Genomic DNA, 16,036 nt, shown 5'->3' with positions numbered 1-16,036 from the left:
ATTGAACTCAATGTTCGCGCCATCCGCCGTGGCGCTCGCGTCCACCTTCACGATGCCACTGGCGCTGATGCCATTCGCGTTCGCGCCACTGACGCCCGCGCCAGCCATCGTAGCCGCCATAGCCGTAACCGTAGCCTACGGCGACCGGTGCGGGCGCCACGTAGACAGGTGCGGGTGCGTACACCACAGGGCCCGGAATGCCGAGTCCGATCGCCACGTTGACATGCGCCGATGCGGCTGACGACGCCGCGAGCACGGCGATACCCAGTATTGCTCCAAGGATCTTCTTGTTCATCTGTTTCTCCTTGCACGTCGTGTGCGTTGTCCGTGACTACGACTGAAGTCTATGAGACGAGGCCCGACACAGGTGAAACAGCGATGCGAGAAAGGTAACGCTGCGTTACGAAACGCTTACGGCCTGCGCGCGATGAAATCGATCTCCACGAGCGCGTCGCACGCGAGCGCTGTCACGCCGATACACGTACGGGCCGGCAATGCGTCCTTCGGGAAATACGCGCGGTACGTCTCGTTCATCGGCGCAAAGTCGCGTTTGAATTCGGTGAGGAAGATGCGCGCCGACACGACGTGTTCGAGTCCGAGCCCCATGCCGTGCAGCACGAGCACGAGATTGTCCATCACGCGTTGTGTCTGCGCGACGACACCTTCGGGCAACGGTGCATGATCGTCGTCGGGCGAAGTCGGCATCTGTCCGGTGATGAAGACCCAGCCGTCCGATTCGGTGGCGTGACAGAACGGTCCGACCGGCGTCGGCGCAGCCGGGACCATCCAGAACTTGATGTCGTGACTCACAGGCGTCTCCGTGTGTGGCGACCGGCGTGATGCGGTCCCGTCCCGCCAGAAGATAGCGCGCCAAAAATGCGTTGCGCAGACCGCGTGCCCGAGTTTGCGCCGATGGGCGATAGTCGTTTCCGCTCATGCACTTGCAACGTAACCCGCGTGGTTGTCCACAACGTTGCCAACATAAAGTGGGGATAACTTGCAGGCAGCTGCCGCCTGGCGCGCAACACGCCAGTCGCTGTAACAGGCGTGCATTTTTCACATGCTACGATGATTCGCAACGTGATCGACAGGCGAACAGGCAATGGCAACCCTCTATGACACGCTGGGCGTACACGCGAGCGCCACGGGCGAAGAAATCAAGCGGGCTTACCGGAAGGCCGCGATGCGCTGGCACCCAGACCGCAACGCCGGACACGAAGAGGTTGCGCGCATGGCGTTTCAGGACGTCAAGAACGCATACGCGATCCTCTCCGACGTGTCGCAGCGCGAGGTGTACGACGCCGTGTACGCCGAGCAGATGCGCGCGTGGGAAGCGCATCAGGAGCGCGAAGCGCGCGAGCAGGCCGAACGCGAAGCGGTGGCGCGCGCAGCGGCCGAAGCGGAATACGCGGAACGGGTTGCCGTGGCGATGCGCTTCGCCGACGAGGGACACAATCGCGACGTCGTGTTCGGCGTGCTCATCGGTCAGCAATGCGAAGCCGCTCTTGCTGCACAGATCGCGGCCAGCGTAGTGGCGTTGCATGCATCGCGGCAGGCCCCGCCGGTGGTCGAGGAAGCGCATGCCGCAACCGCCACGTCCGATGGCGACACGCGCCATGCAAATGCAAAAGCAAACGCAGATGTGCCGGGCGGTGGCCTCGGTACGCTGTGGTATCAGTTCCTGAACGGCTTGCGGTTCTGACCGAAGATATCAACGGGCGGGTAAAGCGCACCGCACGGAAGTCGCGTCGGTCGTTGTGTGTGTCGCGATCCGACGATGCAGGATCGCTTGCCTGTGCGGAACTGAGCGGTGCCGCACTCTCGCCTGTAGACGCACCCTGGGCACCGCAGTAGAGTTCAGAAAAATTTATCTGAAAAGAACTCGGGGGCGACATGACATACACGTCATGGACGGTCAGGACACTCGCTGTCCCTTCTGCAATCTGGCTGGCATTCGCCTGCGGCTTCGCCGTTCACACGCTCGATCCACTGTTCGCGATGCTGGCGCTCGGGATGTGTCCGCTCGCTTTGCTGTGGGCCGTCGCGTGGCTCTTCGCGAGCGCGCTGGGCAAGGAAAGGCTGCCGGTCACGCAAAGCGATCCCACATCAAGAGCGCAATCGTTAGCCAGCGCGGCGCCTGCAATATCTCCCGCCGGTGTGACACCGTCAGTCGCCGCGAGCACCACGCTATCGACGATCACACCGGCGCCACCGCTCGTATGGCGCCGCTACGTCGCGCGGACGCTCGACCTGCTGTTATGGACGTTCCTTGCCGGCTACGCAATGGCGTTCATCAACACCGTGACGGGTTGGCGCCTGCTGCAGTTTCACTCGACGTCCATGATGAACATGAGTTTTCTGGGCATGGTTTATCTGCCGCTTGCGCTCTTCCTCGACGCACTGGTTTATGCCGCGTGCGGGAACAGCATCGGCAAGGCATTGCTTGGCATTCGCGTCGTCGAACCGGATGGTGCCGCGCCTTCATTTGACCGTTACCTCTCGCGTAATTTCTCGGTGTGGGCGCGCGGCCTTGCGTTTGGGCTGCCCGTTGCGCAACCGCTTGTCATGATCCTGAATGCGGTACTGCTTAAGCGCGACGGAATCACGGCGTGGGATGCGCGCCTTAACTTTCGTGTGGTTCGCGAACCGTGCGCGGCTGTTCACTATCTGCTGGCAGTGGTATTTGCAGCGTTGCTTGTATCGACGGTTGCTTACCATCGCGCGATGCATCACAGCGCCGGCGGCATCACGCCAGCAGTGAAAATACAGAAAGAAGCGATACGTGCGAGACCCGCAACTGCAGAAACACTAGAGACAGTTGCGGGTGCCAAGAAGCTTTAGCCATTGCAGGTGTGAATGCAGTGCCTGTCGTGTCGAGTGCGCATTGGGCTAGCGTCGCGGGCCGAAGTCATTTGCGGTAACGACGACGCGCCCACCGGGATTTGCCAGCAGTTTTCTTTCCGCGACGGCGAAAATGCGTTTGCGGCCGTCGTCGAAAGTTCTGAGGATTCGCGCTTCGGTCGCGCCGTGCTGCAGCCAGAAATGCTGCTCCAGCGCTTCACGCGTTACCGCGCACTCATGGTCCCGCCCCCGAAGTGACAGAACGAAGACCACTGTCCGTCCATCGGGCGAGACGCTGGGCTCGAACTCCACAGTCTCCATGACACACCTCGCGGCATCCGGTTGGCCAGCGAAGTCTCATACTTCGCGGGGCGCCCGGATCAATTTAACAGAAGCAAAACGCGCGCGCGTTGTAACGTCGCCACCGGAACGCGAATTACCGGAACCGGGCGAAACCCGTGAGCAAATCGGATGCTATCCGCTGATGAATACGTGCGTTCGTAAAGCGCGTACCCGTTGTAAATTCGATCAGCAGGATGTCAAGTGTCTGGGGGCCTGGCGCGGCGCCGCCCTGGTCGTTTCGTGCAAACGACGAAACGGCAAACCAGGAGTGTGGCGGAAGCAGTTCGTGCAGACAGGTGCCTTGCGCGTCGGAAAAACGCAGGCAGCCGGTATCGGGATAGAAGGCGACGGTAATGGCATCACCGCCGGTTCCCCGTGTTGCAGTGCATGGTTGGGTGGTGATCATGTTCTGGTTCTTTTTGCGTCAGATGTTCGTTCAACGCGCCACCGGACGCGTTGTCCGGTAGCGTCCAGGCTCCGGCAGGAGGCCACCTGGGTCATTTCATCCGCAATTCGTGTACCTGACCGTTGGCGGCCGCACGGTAATGTCATATATGTGGAGCTTTCGGGAGACGGCTCCGCACACGCTGGTATTACCAGGACGATTGACGTGGGCGGGATTTGCAACGAATGTCATCGCGGCAGCCTGGACGGCCCGCGTTTGAAATGGCGATGCACCGCTGTCGCTCACTGCGGATCGGCCGCGGAAGGCCAGTGGTCCTTGTCGAAACCAGGCGCGTTCCTGATTTCGTCCGCGATGACATGAACAAGAAAGCGCTTTTCGTCGACGTTCAATGTCAGTGCGCCCCATGGAATGGCGTGCAGCATGTTGCCCATGCCGGAAAAACCGCCGGCGGACAGCACGGCGTATGCGATCCGGCCGCGTCGGACGTCCAGCATGATTCTCGCGATGTGTCCGATGTGGTCGCCATCCGTTGTCACGGCCTTGTCGCCCGCTAGCGTTGCGGCGGCCATCACGTCCGACCCTGGGTCGTCGCCCGGAAGAATGCCGACGATATTCGCCTCGTCGTCGCCTATGGGTGGCGGCAAGTTGGGATCGGGTGCGCTCAATTCATTCTCCTGGTCGTTGTCCTTCAACGGTCGCGCAAGCCGCGTGCCTGGTGTAACGATTGCGAAATGCGTTGACCTGCTCAGGTCAGGTCTTTCGTGTGCGCTTTAAGGCTCGCTTAATTGTTCGCTGCGACTATGAGTCGACCCCTGTTTAGCCGCCAGTTCATCGGCGGCAATTTTTTTAGGCACGAGGGGTACTCGACGTGAAGCGAAGTGCAACCAGCAATGGAGAGTCGACGATGGTTCAGGATAGTGTGCGTGAACAGCTTCGAGCCATGTCCAGTGCGGAGCGCGGATTCGCACCGCGGACGTGCCGGATTTCCGAGCCTTTTCAGCCGCCCTGGGGGCGCCCGTACCGGTTTGTCGAATGGTCGCCGCATGCGCAAGAGGATGCGTGTTGCCGTGTCGTGCCCGCGGAAAGCAGCGCGGAAGAGATTGTCGCGACACTCATGGCTCACGTTCCCGGAAGGCGTGTGCGACTTTCCGGCGAAGACGCCTGAGGCAATACCTGCGACAGCGATGCCGGTTTCGAGCCTGTCTTTTTAGCAACTGCTAACTCCACAGCCTGTTTAGACGCATGCCTCGCGAACCATGGCTTGAGATTCGCGAGGCGTCGCCGTGTGTCTGATGCGGGCGCTTTAATCCCGCGTTATCCGGGTGCGACGAGTTTCGTTTCATTGGCAAACGCGATTGAGTCTGGAATGAAACGCGTCCGATACTTTCCTTTCTTCGGGTTCCAGCTGGCTTTCTGCTCTTCAAGGAAAGCGTCGTATTCCAGACGATCCGCTCAGACATGGACATATTCGCCGCGTATCACAAGATAAACAGTCCATACAGTTGTGCCCGACGCCGGAGAGTTTTGAATATCGAAAGCGAAAGACACGAACGGTGAATGCCGTGACTTTCGCTTTAAAAACGTGAAGTATTGACAAAACTTTTGTCATTGAGTGTCTGTACGTGGCATAGTGCGACCATCTAAACCTGAAGGGAGGCTCTGATGGCCACACTGGAACAGATCCAGGCGCGATTGAAAAAACTCCAGGCGCAAGCCGATGCGCTTATCGCGCGAAAGACTCAAGTAGCGGTGAACCAGATTCGTGAGCTGATGCTCAAACATGGTTTGACGACAGCGGATATCGAAGCAAAGGCAAAAGCACGACGTGAAGCAAAAGCTTTAAGCGGCCGTTCAGCGAATGGCAAGGCAAAACTGGCCGGTGCCGCAAAAGGCAAGCTTCCGCCGAAGTATCGCGACCCGAAAACGGGCGCGACATGGAGTGGTCACGCACGTCCGCCGGTCTGGATCAAGGACGTCAAGGACCGCACGAAGTTTTTGATCGACGCGGCGGCGGAATCGGGTGCAGCCGGGAAAGCGAAGGTCACGGCTAAACGTGGCGCGGCTGCCAAAAAGGCAACGGCAAAGAAGGCTGCCGCAAAAAAGACGACGGCTGCAAAGAAAGTAACCGCCAAAAAAGCCGCAGGCGTAAAAACGACAGTAAAGCGTACTGTCGCGACTGCCGGTAGAAAGGCCGCTGTCAAAAAGACGGCAGCTAAGAAGAGCGTGGCTAAAAAGGCAACGGCGGTGAAGAAGGTCGCGGCCAAAAAGATCGCTACTGTCTCAGAGGCGGTTGCTGCATCGTAAGTAGCGGATGCGCGTCGTCGGGCGCAAACGGCTCGACGACGGCAATCGACACGGCCAGAACCGGAACCGGTTTTGCTTGCCGTGTCCGCTTGACGCATGCGAGTGAGAGCGGAAAAGTACGGCAGATTACTGCTTGAACCATCGCTTCGACATGTTGTCGACGACGATTTTCGCATGCGCGTCGGCCTTTGCCTTCGCCTCGGCAAGCTCGGCGGGCGTCTGGCTTGCGGTCAGGCAGGCCTGGCGATAGTCTGGCAGCGTGATTGAGCAGGTCGTTGCCATATCTTTGGCGCCTTTCACGTCGCCACTATCGCGATAGAACGCGATCATGTCGGGCCACGCCTTGGGCGCTCGCCCAAAATACACAAACTGCTGTTCAATGAAGCTTCGCGCCTGCTGGCGATTCGTGCTCGCCATGTTGTTGGCGATCGCCACCTGAAGGCGCCATGATCGCTCGGGTGACTTGAGGTTTCGGCTGAAAACCTGAACAGGGCTTTCTTTCGATCGTCCCTGCGAAAGCGCAATTGTATTGCCAAGGTAAAAGTCCAGCATGGCGTCATCGGCGTTTGTTCCCGACGCGGCCTTTGCCGCCAGTTTGAGCGCTTCCAGGTATTGGTATTGGGCCTCGAGCATTTCGATATCTGGCACAAGCGCGTAATGTGCAAGCGTCTGCGCGGTTCTGCGCTGATGCTTCGCGTCTTCCCATGGCTTTACCCGGCCAGGCGGCCGCTTCCCGGCAATCAGGGTGGCGACCTCCTTGCTCAGGTCGTCTTCGCGCGCTGCACCGTCGGGATGCGGATCCTGAATTGCAGCCGTCCCTTTGGCGATGGCGTCGTCGAGCGCTTGTGCAGCGGAAAAGGTGCCCTGATTCAGGCTTATTTGCCCCTCGGTTAGTGTCCCGTTGACTTTCGTGAGCGCGTCATTGATCGCCGCGAGTGCCCGAAGCGGTGCCGCTGCATCCGATGCGACCGCCGGAGGTGGAGGCGTTTTCGGCGCACGCGCGAGCGTATCCGTACGAATTTTCTCGCGAGTCGCGTTGTCCTGTTCCTCGCGTAACTTTGCGTTGCGCTCTCTCGCGCTGCGGTCATAGGAATCGATGCGTTCAAGGAAAGCCTTGAAGCCGTGAATATACGAATAACCGCACCGCAGACTGACCGTGGCGCCGAAGAGATCCGCCTGTTCCTCGATATGGCGCTGCCACGCCGGCATGAGCGCCATCGTGCCGATCGCCTGAACGACGGCTATCTTGTCGAGCCCGTTCCAGCCTTTGTCAGCAACCTTGCGGTTGACGTATGTCCACGTGACACCCGCGATGAGCGTTGACGTGTCGCCCGCGTTCTTCACGTCATATACGGCGTAGTGATTGAGATAAATGTGGCCGAACTCGTGCGACAGGATCGCAAAAATCTCATCCTCTGATTCCGCCGACTGAAGCCACCCAAGGGAAACATAGATATTGCCGGCGGCGCTCGAACTCGCATTCAGCGAAGTCTGTGCGGTGATGTGTACTGCGCCGGGCCAGTCTGTGGTGCCGGTTGCGACCTTGATCTTCCTTAGCAGGCCATTCAGGTATTTCTCCATCTCCGGCATCGACACCAGGCCCCAGCCGTCAGCCCGATGATCGTTCAGGTCCTCATTGATAGCCGGCCAGGTGTGCGAAGGCGCCGGTGGAAGCTCGCCAGCCACCGTCATGACCGGCTTGTCCGGTCCCACGCCGGGAACGGACGCAATCCCAGAGGGCACGGGGATATTCGCGCACGCACTCATTAGCCAGACCGAGATCGCAGCTGACGTCGCAAAACGCATCCGTACGTTCATTTGCAATGATTGGTTGACGCGCCGAGATCGGCAGCAATGACAACGCCCCCGGCGGAGCGCCCGCATGCCGCAACGACGGTCTTGCTGGCGTGGACTGTCATCGAGTCGACCCAGTAGTCCTTCCCGTCGATCGATACGCGATAGAAATCGTTGTGCGTTTCCTTGATATGCCAGGGCAAGCTGGAGGCTGGCGCTGTTTTCGCGGGATTGGCTTCGTCGGGACTGGCGTATAGCGGAACCGGATCGATTTTCGCGCTGACGACGCTACCGGCGTCACTGGCAACGGCCGCTGCCGGGGACACCATGACCATGAGCGGAACGGTCCACCAGACAAGCAGGCTTCTCAATGACGGGCTGGTATAGCTTCGTTTCATCGTATCTACTCCTTGTTATGACTGGACGCGTTGAACCAGTCGATCAGCTTTTCGTTCCACTCGAACCACTCGGCGGCAAGCGCGAACACAGCGATGTCAACAACGGTCAGAAATCCGACGTCGAGCACACGTTGACCGATGTAGAGCAGCAGCCCGACCAGTGCGAGCGAGCCGGTGATCTCCGCGAGACATGTGGCCGCCCAGACCGCTGCTTTCCGAAGCCCGTGTCCGAGTCGTCGCGCGAGCCGCCTGGAGGGCGATGTCTGTTCTCTGTGTCCGGCCACGCGAGACTCGATCTGAACTCGACGCTCGCCGCCGTCGCCGGTGGGGGAGGTATCGAGGAGATACACGTCTGGATCGTAAAACCGGGGTCCGCGTCGTGCGGTTCGCAACCGCGTCGATCGCTCGCGCGCGAAGTTCTTGAGCATCCGCACGATGACAACGGCGAGGAGCCCGAACGCGGCAAGACCCAGCAGTTTGAGGTTGTCGCGATCCGTACTTGGGGTGAGAGCCGCTGCATGCTTGTAGCGTGGACCCCACGTAAGCAGGTTGTCGAGCGCCATCGCATGGAGATACACACCGGGAATGCGGTTGTTGATTGGCGTGTTGACCAGGTCGTTTGAATAGTCCCGTGCGGTTGCCACCATGACGACCTTGCCGCGCAACGCGGATGTCAGCTTTGCTTCGTCCTCGGCAGTCGTATTCGCCAGCTCGCGTGCATAGAGCGTTTCGTGAAAAACGCAGACGGGCTTTTCTGCGTCATGGAACAGCATCTGGCGAAAGCCGTATGGCGCCAGTTCGAGCCATCCGTGGTCGCCGCGGCAGTACGAACCGTCTTCAGCCACGCCGTGGGTTCTGTTCTCGCCCGTATCCGACGCGCTCCAGTCAAGGCCGTTCGCAGCAGGTTTCAGACCCCAGGACAGCGCCAGATCCGCAGTCGGCCGGGCGAGATGCACACCAAAGCTGTTTTCGTAGATTCCAAGCGCAGCGCTCTGAACAGTCGTTGCTCCGCCGGACTTCGTTTCGAGTGGATACGTCCAGGACAGATGATCCAGTTCGTCGGGTTTGTATTCGACCGATACGAGTTTGAAGCAACGGCCTTGCAACTCGTCGAGACCGGCGCGTATGCGTAATTTGCCATCCGCATCGCGCTTGCCGGCGAGGTAGACGTCGATGCCGGCGTGTTGCAGCTCACACAGGCGGGCAGCGAGTTTCCCGATGGCCGGATCGGAACGGGCGTCTTTAAAGACGATATCGATGAATACGGCCTTGGGCCTGTAAATCGCGATGCCACGCATCAGGCGGACGTAATAGTCGTAACTGGCTGGCCACGTCTGGCCTGCCTGCTTTAGCGATTGATCGTCGATCAGAAGGACGGCGATGGAATCGCGCGATCCGCTTCCATAAGCCTTGCCCTCGACAGGCGCATAGAATTTTGCCGCCTTGCGGGTAGCGAATTCATCGCCGAAAACCATGGGAAGTACGAGTGCCGCAACGATGCCAAGCACGATCGCTAGCGACGCCTGGATGAAAGTTCTGCCGGGCAACGATCTGGCAATTCTGGCCAGACGACGTTGCTCAATATGCGCCCCGTGGTCCATGTTTGTTCTTCGATGGCTTGTTTTTCGGTGTCCACGTTCCCGTCACCAGGTCGAGATACTGCTCTCCTGTGCTTTACGGCATGACCGGCAGGAACTTGAGCCCCCGTGCGTCTATGATGAAACAGAGCGTGCTCACGCGCGTTGGCAATCTCTTTTCTGGGTCCGCGTAAAACCCTCTTCCGGCGGGAGATCGAATGAAGCGCGACGATACAACTGGGGCAGGCTCCGGCATCGAGGCCCGGGAGGACGCCGCTGCCGCGTTCTCATCACTTGCGTCGCCGCTCGTTCACGAGGCGATCTCATGCGCTGCGCTGTTGAGCGAGGGCGCCGATCCCGAATCGCTTCACAAGCTAAGGGTTGTGCTGCGCCGCTTGCGTTCGTTGTGGTGGGCCTACGGGCCGCTCTTCGATAAGGACGTCACCAGGCAACAGCGGGCGCTCTTCAAATTCCTCGCGACGGCTGCCGGCAAAACGCGCGACTGGGACATTCTTCTGCAGTTGCTCGAAGAAGAAGTGGAGGCCGAGTCGGCCTCTTCGAGCGAGCTAAAAGCGGCTCGTACACAGGCGCTGGCCGCGAGTCTGGAAACGCTCGCGAACGCGGGTGTGAAGGACGTGCTGCGCGAAACGCTTGCAGACGCAACGAAGGCGCTGAACACCGCGCACGAGCGCGTACCGTTCCGGAAATTTGGAGACCGCCGGGTCGTGGCATGCGAAAAGTTACTGCGCAAACGGATGAGGCGCGCTTCGCGTGCGAAGAAATCTGACTACGCGTCGTTGCATGAAGTGCGAAAAGCAGGGAAGACGCTGCGTTATCTGCTGGAACTGTTTGAACCGGCGTTGCGTGGCGATCATCGCCGGACGCTTAAACGCCTCACGAAAATCCAGAAGCGGTTTGGTGCGCTGAATGACGTCGTTGCGAGCGAAACGCTGCTTCAACAGAACGAAAACCTGTTTGGGGACAGCGGCGCCCGGGATTCCGTCACGCGATGGCTGAAGCAGGAGCGCAGGCGTCGCGTGCGGGTAGCGCGCAAGCTGCTGCGCGATGCGTAGATGTGCCGCAGCCGTCGCGCAACACAAAAAACGACTCGCCACCCGGCAGCGACTGTTTCGCTGCCGTTACAAGTACGAATGGCCCGCGAGGGCGGGCCATTCGTAGTCGCAAAACCGACTGCCCAGCTGCTTACAGCGGCTGGATGTTGGCGGCTTGCTTGCCCTTCGGTCCCTGCTTCACTTCGAAGCTAACCTTCTGATTTTCTTGCAGCGACTTGAAGCCGCTACCTTGAACTTCAGAAAAGTGTGCGAACAGATCTTCACCACCGTCATCCGGCGTGATGAATCCGAAACCCTTCGCATCGTTGAACCACTTCACGGTACCAGTTGCCATTTTTAATCCAGTAAAAGTTGTGTTCCATCGCGGCCGCCGTATTTCTGGATCGGCAGACGCGAAGATAGAGTTGTACCACGCCTTTATGAAAACCGCCTATCAGCAAGTACACGGGGTGACGATTTTTTGCGATATTCGCGCATTCCTTCAGGCGCCCGGGCGGTCAAAAATCGTCGCCGATGGTGACCAGGGTAAACTGGACCCATACATCCAGGAAATCCATGACACATTATTTGCAAGATGAATTGACTGCTTTTTGGGGCCGACTCGCCCCTTATTTCGTAATTCTTGAGTCAAATCAACAAGATGGAACCGGTCCCATTGGTCGCGTGACGATCGACACCGACGACCATCAGGCCTTCGCGCTTCATACCACCGACGTCAAACCGGAAGGCGACACGTCGGAAAATCCGACCGGCCAGAGTGCGACCTACACCCGTTTCAAGGTCGCGGGCGCCGAATGGGGTCCGTGGCAGCGGGAAACCTGGCAGTAATGCGGTAAAAAGGGACTTCACCGTCCCTGTCTCTTTCGCCAGCGGTGTGACAACAGCGGGCTCGCTGGATGGCCGCCCGGCACAGCAATCCAGAAGCCCGTCATGTCCAACTTCAGATTTATCCCCAGTGTGCCCGCCACGTCGGAAGATGATTTCGACGTCTTCGCCACGACGAAACTCGCCGGCTATCTCCGGTTCCATGGCGTCTTGCGGGTAGTTCGAAAGACAGATGGGAAAGTGTTGTTTCCCTTCGACGGTGCGCCGGAACTCGGCCCTTTCGCGACGAAAAACGAGGCGCTGGCGGCCGCGCAGGTGCAGGGCGAGCAGATCGTCGCTGGCGACCTGGCGCATCCGGAGCTGTAAGCGCTACAACTGCTTACAAATCCCGCGGTTGCTATGTCCACCGGGTTGTCGACCCCGACGTTCTTGCTGACACACGTCAACGGAGCGAGCGCGACATGAATACCAACCTGACTTCCAGTTCACCGCAACGCGGTCGTATCCACCCTCTGGTTGCCGGTGCGGCCGTGGCCGTCATCCTGGCCAGTGCGACCGGTATCGCCGCGATGACCGGCATTCTTCCCACATCCCGTGCGACGACCGCGCCTTCGGCCCAGGCGGTACCGGTCGCCGCGCAAATTGCCAGTGCGCCGGTCGTATCGCCGCAGCCAGACGCGCAGCAACATGTCGTGCGCGAGGAAGCGCCAGTCCATCCGCGTGTCCATCATCACCGGAGTGCGCCGGTTGAGCAGGCTCAGGGATATGCGAACAACGACGCCTCGCAAAACCCCGCACAACTCGCACCACGGCCGGTTGCCGTCGACCCGAATGTTGGTGAAGTTGTCGCCGTCAATACGGTCCAGGAACCGGAACCGACGACGGGTCTGGGGGCCGTGGGCGGAGCGGTCGCTGGCGGCCTGCTGGGAAATCAGGTTGGAGGAGGACGCGGTCGCATTCTGGCAACGATTGCGGGAGCGGTTGGCGGTGGCTTTGCGGGTAACGGCATCGAGCATGCGGTGCGCAAGGCTACGAGTTACCAGGTGCAGGTGAGAATGCAGGACGGCAGCTACCGGAATTTCACGTACCCGTCCCAGCCGGCGGTCCAGGTCGGTGAGCGCGTCCATGTCTCGGGGGACTCCCTGACTGCGTCGTGATCATGTTCGAAACCGGTCGTATTCCACCGCGGGTTACGGCCGGTTACAGAATTGACATTTCAGCCTCACCTGCCTGTGTCCACCACTCCTAAAATCCGCGTCGTTCACCATTGTCTGGTACCCGCCAGAAGTGAGCAGGACAGGAGAACTTCATGAAACGCGCTACCCTTTTTCTCGCAGTAGGCATTTCCGCTACTTGTGCATCCAGCGCGGCTTTCGCCCACGCGGACATCGGCGTGTTTCTGGGTTTGCCGGGGCCCGTTTATGCCGCACCACCCCCAGTCGTGTACGAGGCTCCGCCGCCGGTGATCTACGCGCCAGCCCCGGTTTATGGCTATGGATATCGCTACGATGGGGATGACGAAGACGAGCACAGATGGCATGACCACGGCCGCCACCGTGGATGGGAACATCAACATCATGGCGACGATGACTGATTCATCGAAGCGGGCCGTCGCTAGAGTCTGAATGTTCGCGACCCGTCTTGGACATACCCGTTGCCGCCTTCCTGTGTCGGGTCCATACATACATGCATGGAAATGGATCCGTGACATCGTCGCGACTGCGCGTGGCGGGCGCCCCGTCTTGCCCTTCGGGCAGGACGACTCGATCAACTCTCAAGTGCTGTCGGCCTGCGGGATTTTTCCGCCTCTCTGCCTCTGCGCCGGAAGATTCTGGCGACACGAAAGCCCACAACGCAAGACACCTTCTTCGCATCGAACGCCAACGAGGTCAGCGCTATCTCTGAGCGCCTGACGACATCTGCGCATCGCAGAGAGCAACGGGCGTTCCGATGAACACGTCGCTCATCGTCTGACAGCAGGTCTTTCCAGACTCGTTAAGTATCTCTTAAGCCAAATGCCTGCAGCATCTGGCGGGCGTAACGTCGCGCGCGCGGAAAGGGCAGGTGATGTCGCGTGTTCGTGCAAGAAGGATTCGCTGTTCGAACGTCGAACGCGGCGCCTTCATTTTCCGGTTCTGGTCCAGTCAAAAATGAATACTCGAAACACAGTCCGCTTCAGCGACACGCCGGCCCGTTACGACGCGGTTTCCCGGCTGCTTCACTGGCTCAGCTTGCTGCTTCTGGTGGCGCAGTTCAGCCTTGGATGGTTGATGCCGGACGCTGATTCAGTGAAGGCGCCGGCTGGCCTGGTCGCCTGGCACGTTGGCATTGGAACTTCGCTACTGGCCGTGTTCACCGCAAGGCTTCTGTGGGCCGCAATGCGTCGCTCGCCACATCCGGTCGACCAGCATGGCGTGCTCCGGTTTCTCGCGGCGGCGGTTCACGTTTCAATGTACGCGCTTCTGCTGCTCGTTCCCCTGCTCGGATGGCTGAACGCAAGTGGCCGGGGCTGGGTTGTCAGGCTGGCCGGGGTATGGGATATGCCACAGCTTGCCACGCCAGATTCGCCTGGCGCGTCCATTGGCGAGTGGCACAGCGCAAGCGCCACGATGCTTCTCATCCTGATTGGTCTGCACGTTTTCGCTGTAGTCGTGCATCAGGCTGGATTCAAGGACCGCCTGCTTCGACGCATGCTGTAGGCGCCGCGGGACATTGCCTCGAAGTCTGACGAAATTCCCGTTGTTCGCGCACGCAGCCGTAATTACGCAACCGGCAAGACGGACCATAAGCAGGCGTTAAGGTCGAACGTCCAGCATTGCATTGAAACCGGAATCACCATGGAGGTTGAGATGAGAAACTATTCCGCAATGGGTCTGGCGTGTGGGTTACTCGTTGCAAGCGTGGGTGCGCAGGCGTTTACCGGCCAGCAGTTTGCAAAGGATGCCAGGGTCGGAATCGCAGAGGCGCGTTCCATCGCGCTCAAGGCACATCCGGGAAAAATCGTGGATGAGGAACTGGAAAAGGAGGCCGGGGGCAGCGGACTTCGATATTCCTTCGATATCCGCACGGGACGGGCGACCCAGGAGGTCGGTGTCGACGCCCGGGACGGAGCGGTTCTGGAAAACAAACTGGAAGGGCCCAATCCTGACTGACGCATCGTCGTTGGCAGCAGTGGCTAAGCGCCACCGGCCAGAAATTCGACGCCCCTTGCGAACAGACTAATACGCGTTGATCCGCGACGCTCGAATCCCTGACAATTTCCGCACTCACGCGTGTCGGGGCAGATCGATACATGTGTTCTTCCCGACGTCCGCATAAGCTGCCCTTAAGGAGAGACTGCTAATTTCGTGCAGGCAGGGCGGTAGCGGAATTCTGCTTCTGACGTTCGACACGCACGCGTGTCGGACTGTTTCGTTTGTATGACCACGCAGGTGGTTAACGCCACTGGTGAAGTTCGGCTCAGTCACGTTTCGAGCCGAAAGAGCTATGCCATGACCACCTTTCCCGGGCCTGGAAGCGATTCCGGGCCTTCTTTTTCGTGTCAGGCGTGCAGGCGTCATCACAGGCTTCAGGCTCGATGGCCATGTATCCGTGAGCATGGGTGTGTTCGTGGAATCTGGTTCGAGCGGGCAGATTTTCCGGACCCAATACGATACTGCAGGCAACTGCGGACTATGTTGCTGGCCGCTTCGGCCGAGGAATCAGCATGCCGGACAAGCATCTTTCGAGAAAATTCGATGTCGACCTCAACCTGCTCTCAGGCCGGTTGCTCGAAATGGGCGGCCTTGTGGAGGCACAGATCGCGCTCGCGATGGAGGCGATGAGAACATTCGATTTGCCACTTGTCGAGCAGGTCCTCGAGGGCGAACGTCGGCTCAATGCGATGGAAATAGAAATCGACGAGGAAGTGGGCAACATCATCGCCCGTCGACAGCCCGCCGCACGTGACCTGCGGCTCCTGATGGCCGCGTCGAGGTGCATCACAAACCTTGAGCGCGCGGGTGACGAGGCCAGGAAGATTGCGAAGTGCGCGCGCCGCATTGCCAGTCAATCCAGCGCACGGAGCCTCAATATCGCTGAAATCACGGTTTCCGGCGAAATGGCCTTACAGATTCTTCGCCGGGCGCTGGACGCGTTTGCGCGCATGGACACCGTTGCAGCCGCGCAGATCATCAAGGATGACGAAGCCATCGACAACGCGTTTCGCACCTTCGTGCGCAAGCTCGTGACGTATATGACGGAAGACCCCCGGACCATCTCGACGGGACTGGACTACCTGTCTATCGCGAAGGCCATCGAGCGTATTGGTGACCACGCAACCAATATCGCCGAGTCGGTTGTCTACGTGGTGAGCGGCACCGATGTTCGCCATGTTCCCCGGCACCACGCAGACGGGGAGGCGTGATGCCAGCCACGCGCGCATCGCGCGGCGCTGCAGCGTCAATGTTGTCCAGAGCAAATGACGAAGCGATGCCC

At 59.6% G+C, this 16,036-nt stretch carries 20 protein-coding genes and 1 pseudogene; 12 read left to right on the top strand and 9 right to left on the bottom strand.

Features of this window, described 5'->3' with window-relative positions:
• Nucleotides 1–7: 7 nt before the first annotated feature.
• Both BLV45_RS18370 and BLV45_RS18365 read right to left on the bottom strand, forming a co-directional pair.
• Nucleotides 8–295 carry a PXPV repeat protein gene (locus BLV45_RS18370; protein WP_090535394.1) on the bottom strand — a complete coding sequence of 96 codons (288 nt, stop codon included), beginning with the start codon at nucleotides 293–295 and terminating at the stop codon, nucleotides 8–10.
• Nucleotides 296–411: 116 nt separating this feature from the next.
• Nucleotides 412–786: a RidA family protein gene (locus tag BLV45_RS18365; RefSeq protein WP_090535680.1), complete on the bottom strand. Its 375-nt coding sequence runs from the start codon at nucleotides 784–786 to the stop codon at nucleotides 412–414.
• A 316-nt stretch (nucleotides 787–1,102) separates the two neighbouring features.
• On the opposite strand from BLV45_RS18365, the gene BLV45_RS18360 reads away from it, so the two are divergent.
• Both BLV45_RS18360 and BLV45_RS18355 read left to right on the top strand, forming a co-directional pair.
• Entirely contained in the window at nucleotides 1,103–1,702 is a 600-nt protein-coding gene (locus BLV45_RS18360) for a J domain-containing protein (protein ID WP_090535393.1), read from the top strand.
• Between the two features lie 191 nt (nucleotides 1,703–1,893).
• Entirely contained in the window at nucleotides 1,894–2,841 is a 948-nt protein-coding gene (locus tag BLV45_RS18355; protein ID WP_090535392.1) for an RDD family protein, read from the top strand.
• Nucleotides 2,842–2,889: 48 nt separating this feature from the next.
• On the opposite strand, the gene BLV45_RS18350 is transcribed toward BLV45_RS18355, so the two are convergent.
• The 3 genes and pseudogenes from BLV45_RS18350 to BLV45_RS18340 form a co-directional block, all read right to left on the bottom strand.
• Entirely contained in the window at nucleotides 2,890–3,162 is a 273-nt protein-coding gene (locus BLV45_RS18350) for a DUF1488 family protein (RefSeq protein WP_090535391.1), read from the bottom strand.
• Between the two features lie 115 nt (nucleotides 3,163–3,277).
• The gene (locus tag BLV45_RS18345) at nucleotides 3,278–3,589 is read right to left on the bottom strand and encodes a hypothetical protein (protein ID WP_090535390.1); all 312 of its coding nucleotides are present in this window, start codon (nucleotides 3,587–3,589) and stop codon (nucleotides 3,278–3,280) included.
• A gap of 287 nt (nucleotides 3,590–3,876) precedes the next feature.
• Nucleotides 3,877–4,254 (bottom strand): annotated as a pseudogene (locus tag BLV45_RS18340) (PRC-barrel domain-containing protein); the annotation flags it as partial.
• Nucleotides 4,255–4,493: 239 nt separating this feature from the next.
• On the opposite strand from BLV45_RS18340, the gene BLV45_RS18335 reads away from it, so the two are divergent.
• On the top strand, nucleotides 4,494–4,754 hold the full coding sequence (locus tag BLV45_RS18335) for a DUF2866 domain-containing protein (RefSeq protein ID WP_090535389.1): 261 nt from the start codon (nucleotides 4,494–4,496) through the stop codon (nucleotides 4,752–4,754).
• Between the two features lie 497 nt (nucleotides 4,755–5,251).
• A complete protein-coding gene (locus BLV45_RS18330) occupies nucleotides 5,252–5,893 on the top strand; it encodes an H-NS histone family protein (protein WP_090535388.1) in 642 nt (213 codons plus the stop codon).
• A gap of 126 nt (nucleotides 5,894–6,019) precedes the next feature.
• Here BLV45_RS18330 and BLV45_RS18325 read toward each other — a convergent pair whose 3' ends face one another.
• The 3 genes from BLV45_RS18325 to BLV45_RS18320 are packed head-to-tail and all read right to left on the bottom strand — an operon-like array spanning nucleotide 6,020 to nucleotide 9,686.
• Nucleotides 6,020–7,699, bottom strand: a complete 1,680-nt coding sequence (locus tag BLV45_RS18325; RefSeq protein WP_176954204.1) for a M48 family metalloprotease — start codon at nucleotides 7,697–7,699, stop codon at nucleotides 6,020–6,022.
• A gap of 8 nt (nucleotides 7,700–7,707) precedes the next feature.
• The gene (locus BLV45_RS27175; RefSeq protein ID WP_143130446.1) at nucleotides 7,708–8,085 is read right to left on the bottom strand and encodes a hypothetical protein; all 378 of its coding nucleotides are present in this window, start codon (nucleotides 8,083–8,085) and stop codon (nucleotides 7,708–7,710) included.
• Nucleotides 8,086–8,090: 5 nt separating this feature from the next.
• The gene (locus BLV45_RS18320) at nucleotides 8,091–9,686 is read right to left on the bottom strand and encodes a CHASE2 domain-containing protein (RefSeq protein WP_090535386.1); all 1,596 of its coding nucleotides are present in this window, start codon (nucleotides 9,684–9,686) and stop codon (nucleotides 8,091–8,093) included.
• A 194-nt stretch (nucleotides 9,687–9,880) separates the two neighbouring features.
• Between BLV45_RS18320 and BLV45_RS18315 the strand changes: the two genes are divergently transcribed.
• A complete protein-coding gene (locus BLV45_RS18315; protein WP_090535385.1) occupies nucleotides 9,881–10,735 on the top strand; it encodes a CHAD domain-containing protein in 855 nt (284 codons plus the stop codon).
• A 130-nt stretch (nucleotides 10,736–10,865) separates the two neighbouring features.
• Here BLV45_RS18315 and BLV45_RS18310 read toward each other — a convergent pair whose 3' ends face one another.
• Entirely contained in the window at nucleotides 10,866–11,069 is a 204-nt protein-coding gene (locus tag BLV45_RS18310; protein ID WP_090535384.1) for a cold-shock protein, read from the bottom strand.
• Nucleotides 11,070–11,290: 221 nt separating this feature from the next.
• Here BLV45_RS18310 and BLV45_RS18305 point away from each other — a divergent pair, with 221 nt between their 5' ends.
• The 7 genes from BLV45_RS18305 (at nucleotide 11,291) to phoU (ending at nucleotide 15,965) form a co-directional block, all read left to right on the top strand.
• Nucleotides 11,291–11,563 (top strand): hypothetical protein, encoded by a 273-nt coding sequence (locus tag BLV45_RS18305; protein ID WP_090535383.1) that lies wholly within the window; start codon nucleotides 11,291–11,293, stop codon nucleotides 11,561–11,563.
• Between the two features lie 102 nt (nucleotides 11,564–11,665).
• Nucleotides 11,666–11,926, top strand: a complete 261-nt coding sequence (locus BLV45_RS18300) for a DUF6723 family protein (protein ID WP_090535382.1) — start codon at nucleotides 11,666–11,668, stop codon at nucleotides 11,924–11,926.
• Nucleotides 11,927–12,021: 95 nt separating this feature from the next.
• The gene (locus BLV45_RS18295) at nucleotides 12,022–12,717 is read left to right on the top strand and encodes a glycine zipper 2TM domain-containing protein (RefSeq protein WP_090535381.1); all 696 of its coding nucleotides are present in this window, start codon (nucleotides 12,022–12,024) and stop codon (nucleotides 12,715–12,717) included.
• Between the two features lie 152 nt (nucleotides 12,718–12,869).
• Complete coding sequence (locus tag BLV45_RS18290) at nucleotides 12,870–13,154, top strand: hypothetical protein (RefSeq protein ID WP_090535380.1); 285 nt, start codon at nucleotides 12,870–12,872, stop codon at nucleotides 13,152–13,154.
• 556 nt (nucleotides 13,155–13,710) lie between these two features.
• Nucleotides 13,711–14,259: a cytochrome b gene (locus BLV45_RS18285; protein ID WP_090535379.1), complete on the top strand. Its 549-nt coding sequence runs from the start codon at nucleotides 13,711–13,713 to the stop codon at nucleotides 14,257–14,259.
• A gap of 150 nt (nucleotides 14,260–14,409) precedes the next feature.
• Complete coding sequence (locus BLV45_RS18280) at nucleotides 14,410–14,712, top strand: PepSY domain-containing protein (RefSeq protein WP_245753382.1); 303 nt, start codon at nucleotides 14,410–14,412, stop codon at nucleotides 14,710–14,712.
• 554 nt (nucleotides 14,713–15,266) lie between these two features.
• Nucleotides 15,267–15,965, top strand: a complete 699-nt coding sequence (gene phoU, locus BLV45_RS18275) for a phosphate signaling complex protein PhoU (RefSeq protein ID WP_090535377.1) — start codon at nucleotides 15,267–15,269, stop codon at nucleotides 15,963–15,965.
• Nucleotides 15,966–16,036: the final 71 nt, after the last annotated feature.

The sequence above is a fragment of the Paraburkholderia sartisoli genome (assembly GCF_900107685.1).
GTDB classification, from domain to species: Bacteria; Pseudomonadota; Gammaproteobacteria; order Burkholderiales; family Burkholderiaceae; genus Paraburkholderia; species Paraburkholderia sartisoli.
Note: the sequence above shows the minus strand (reverse complement) of the source record. Positions and strands in the feature narration are given on the sequence as shown.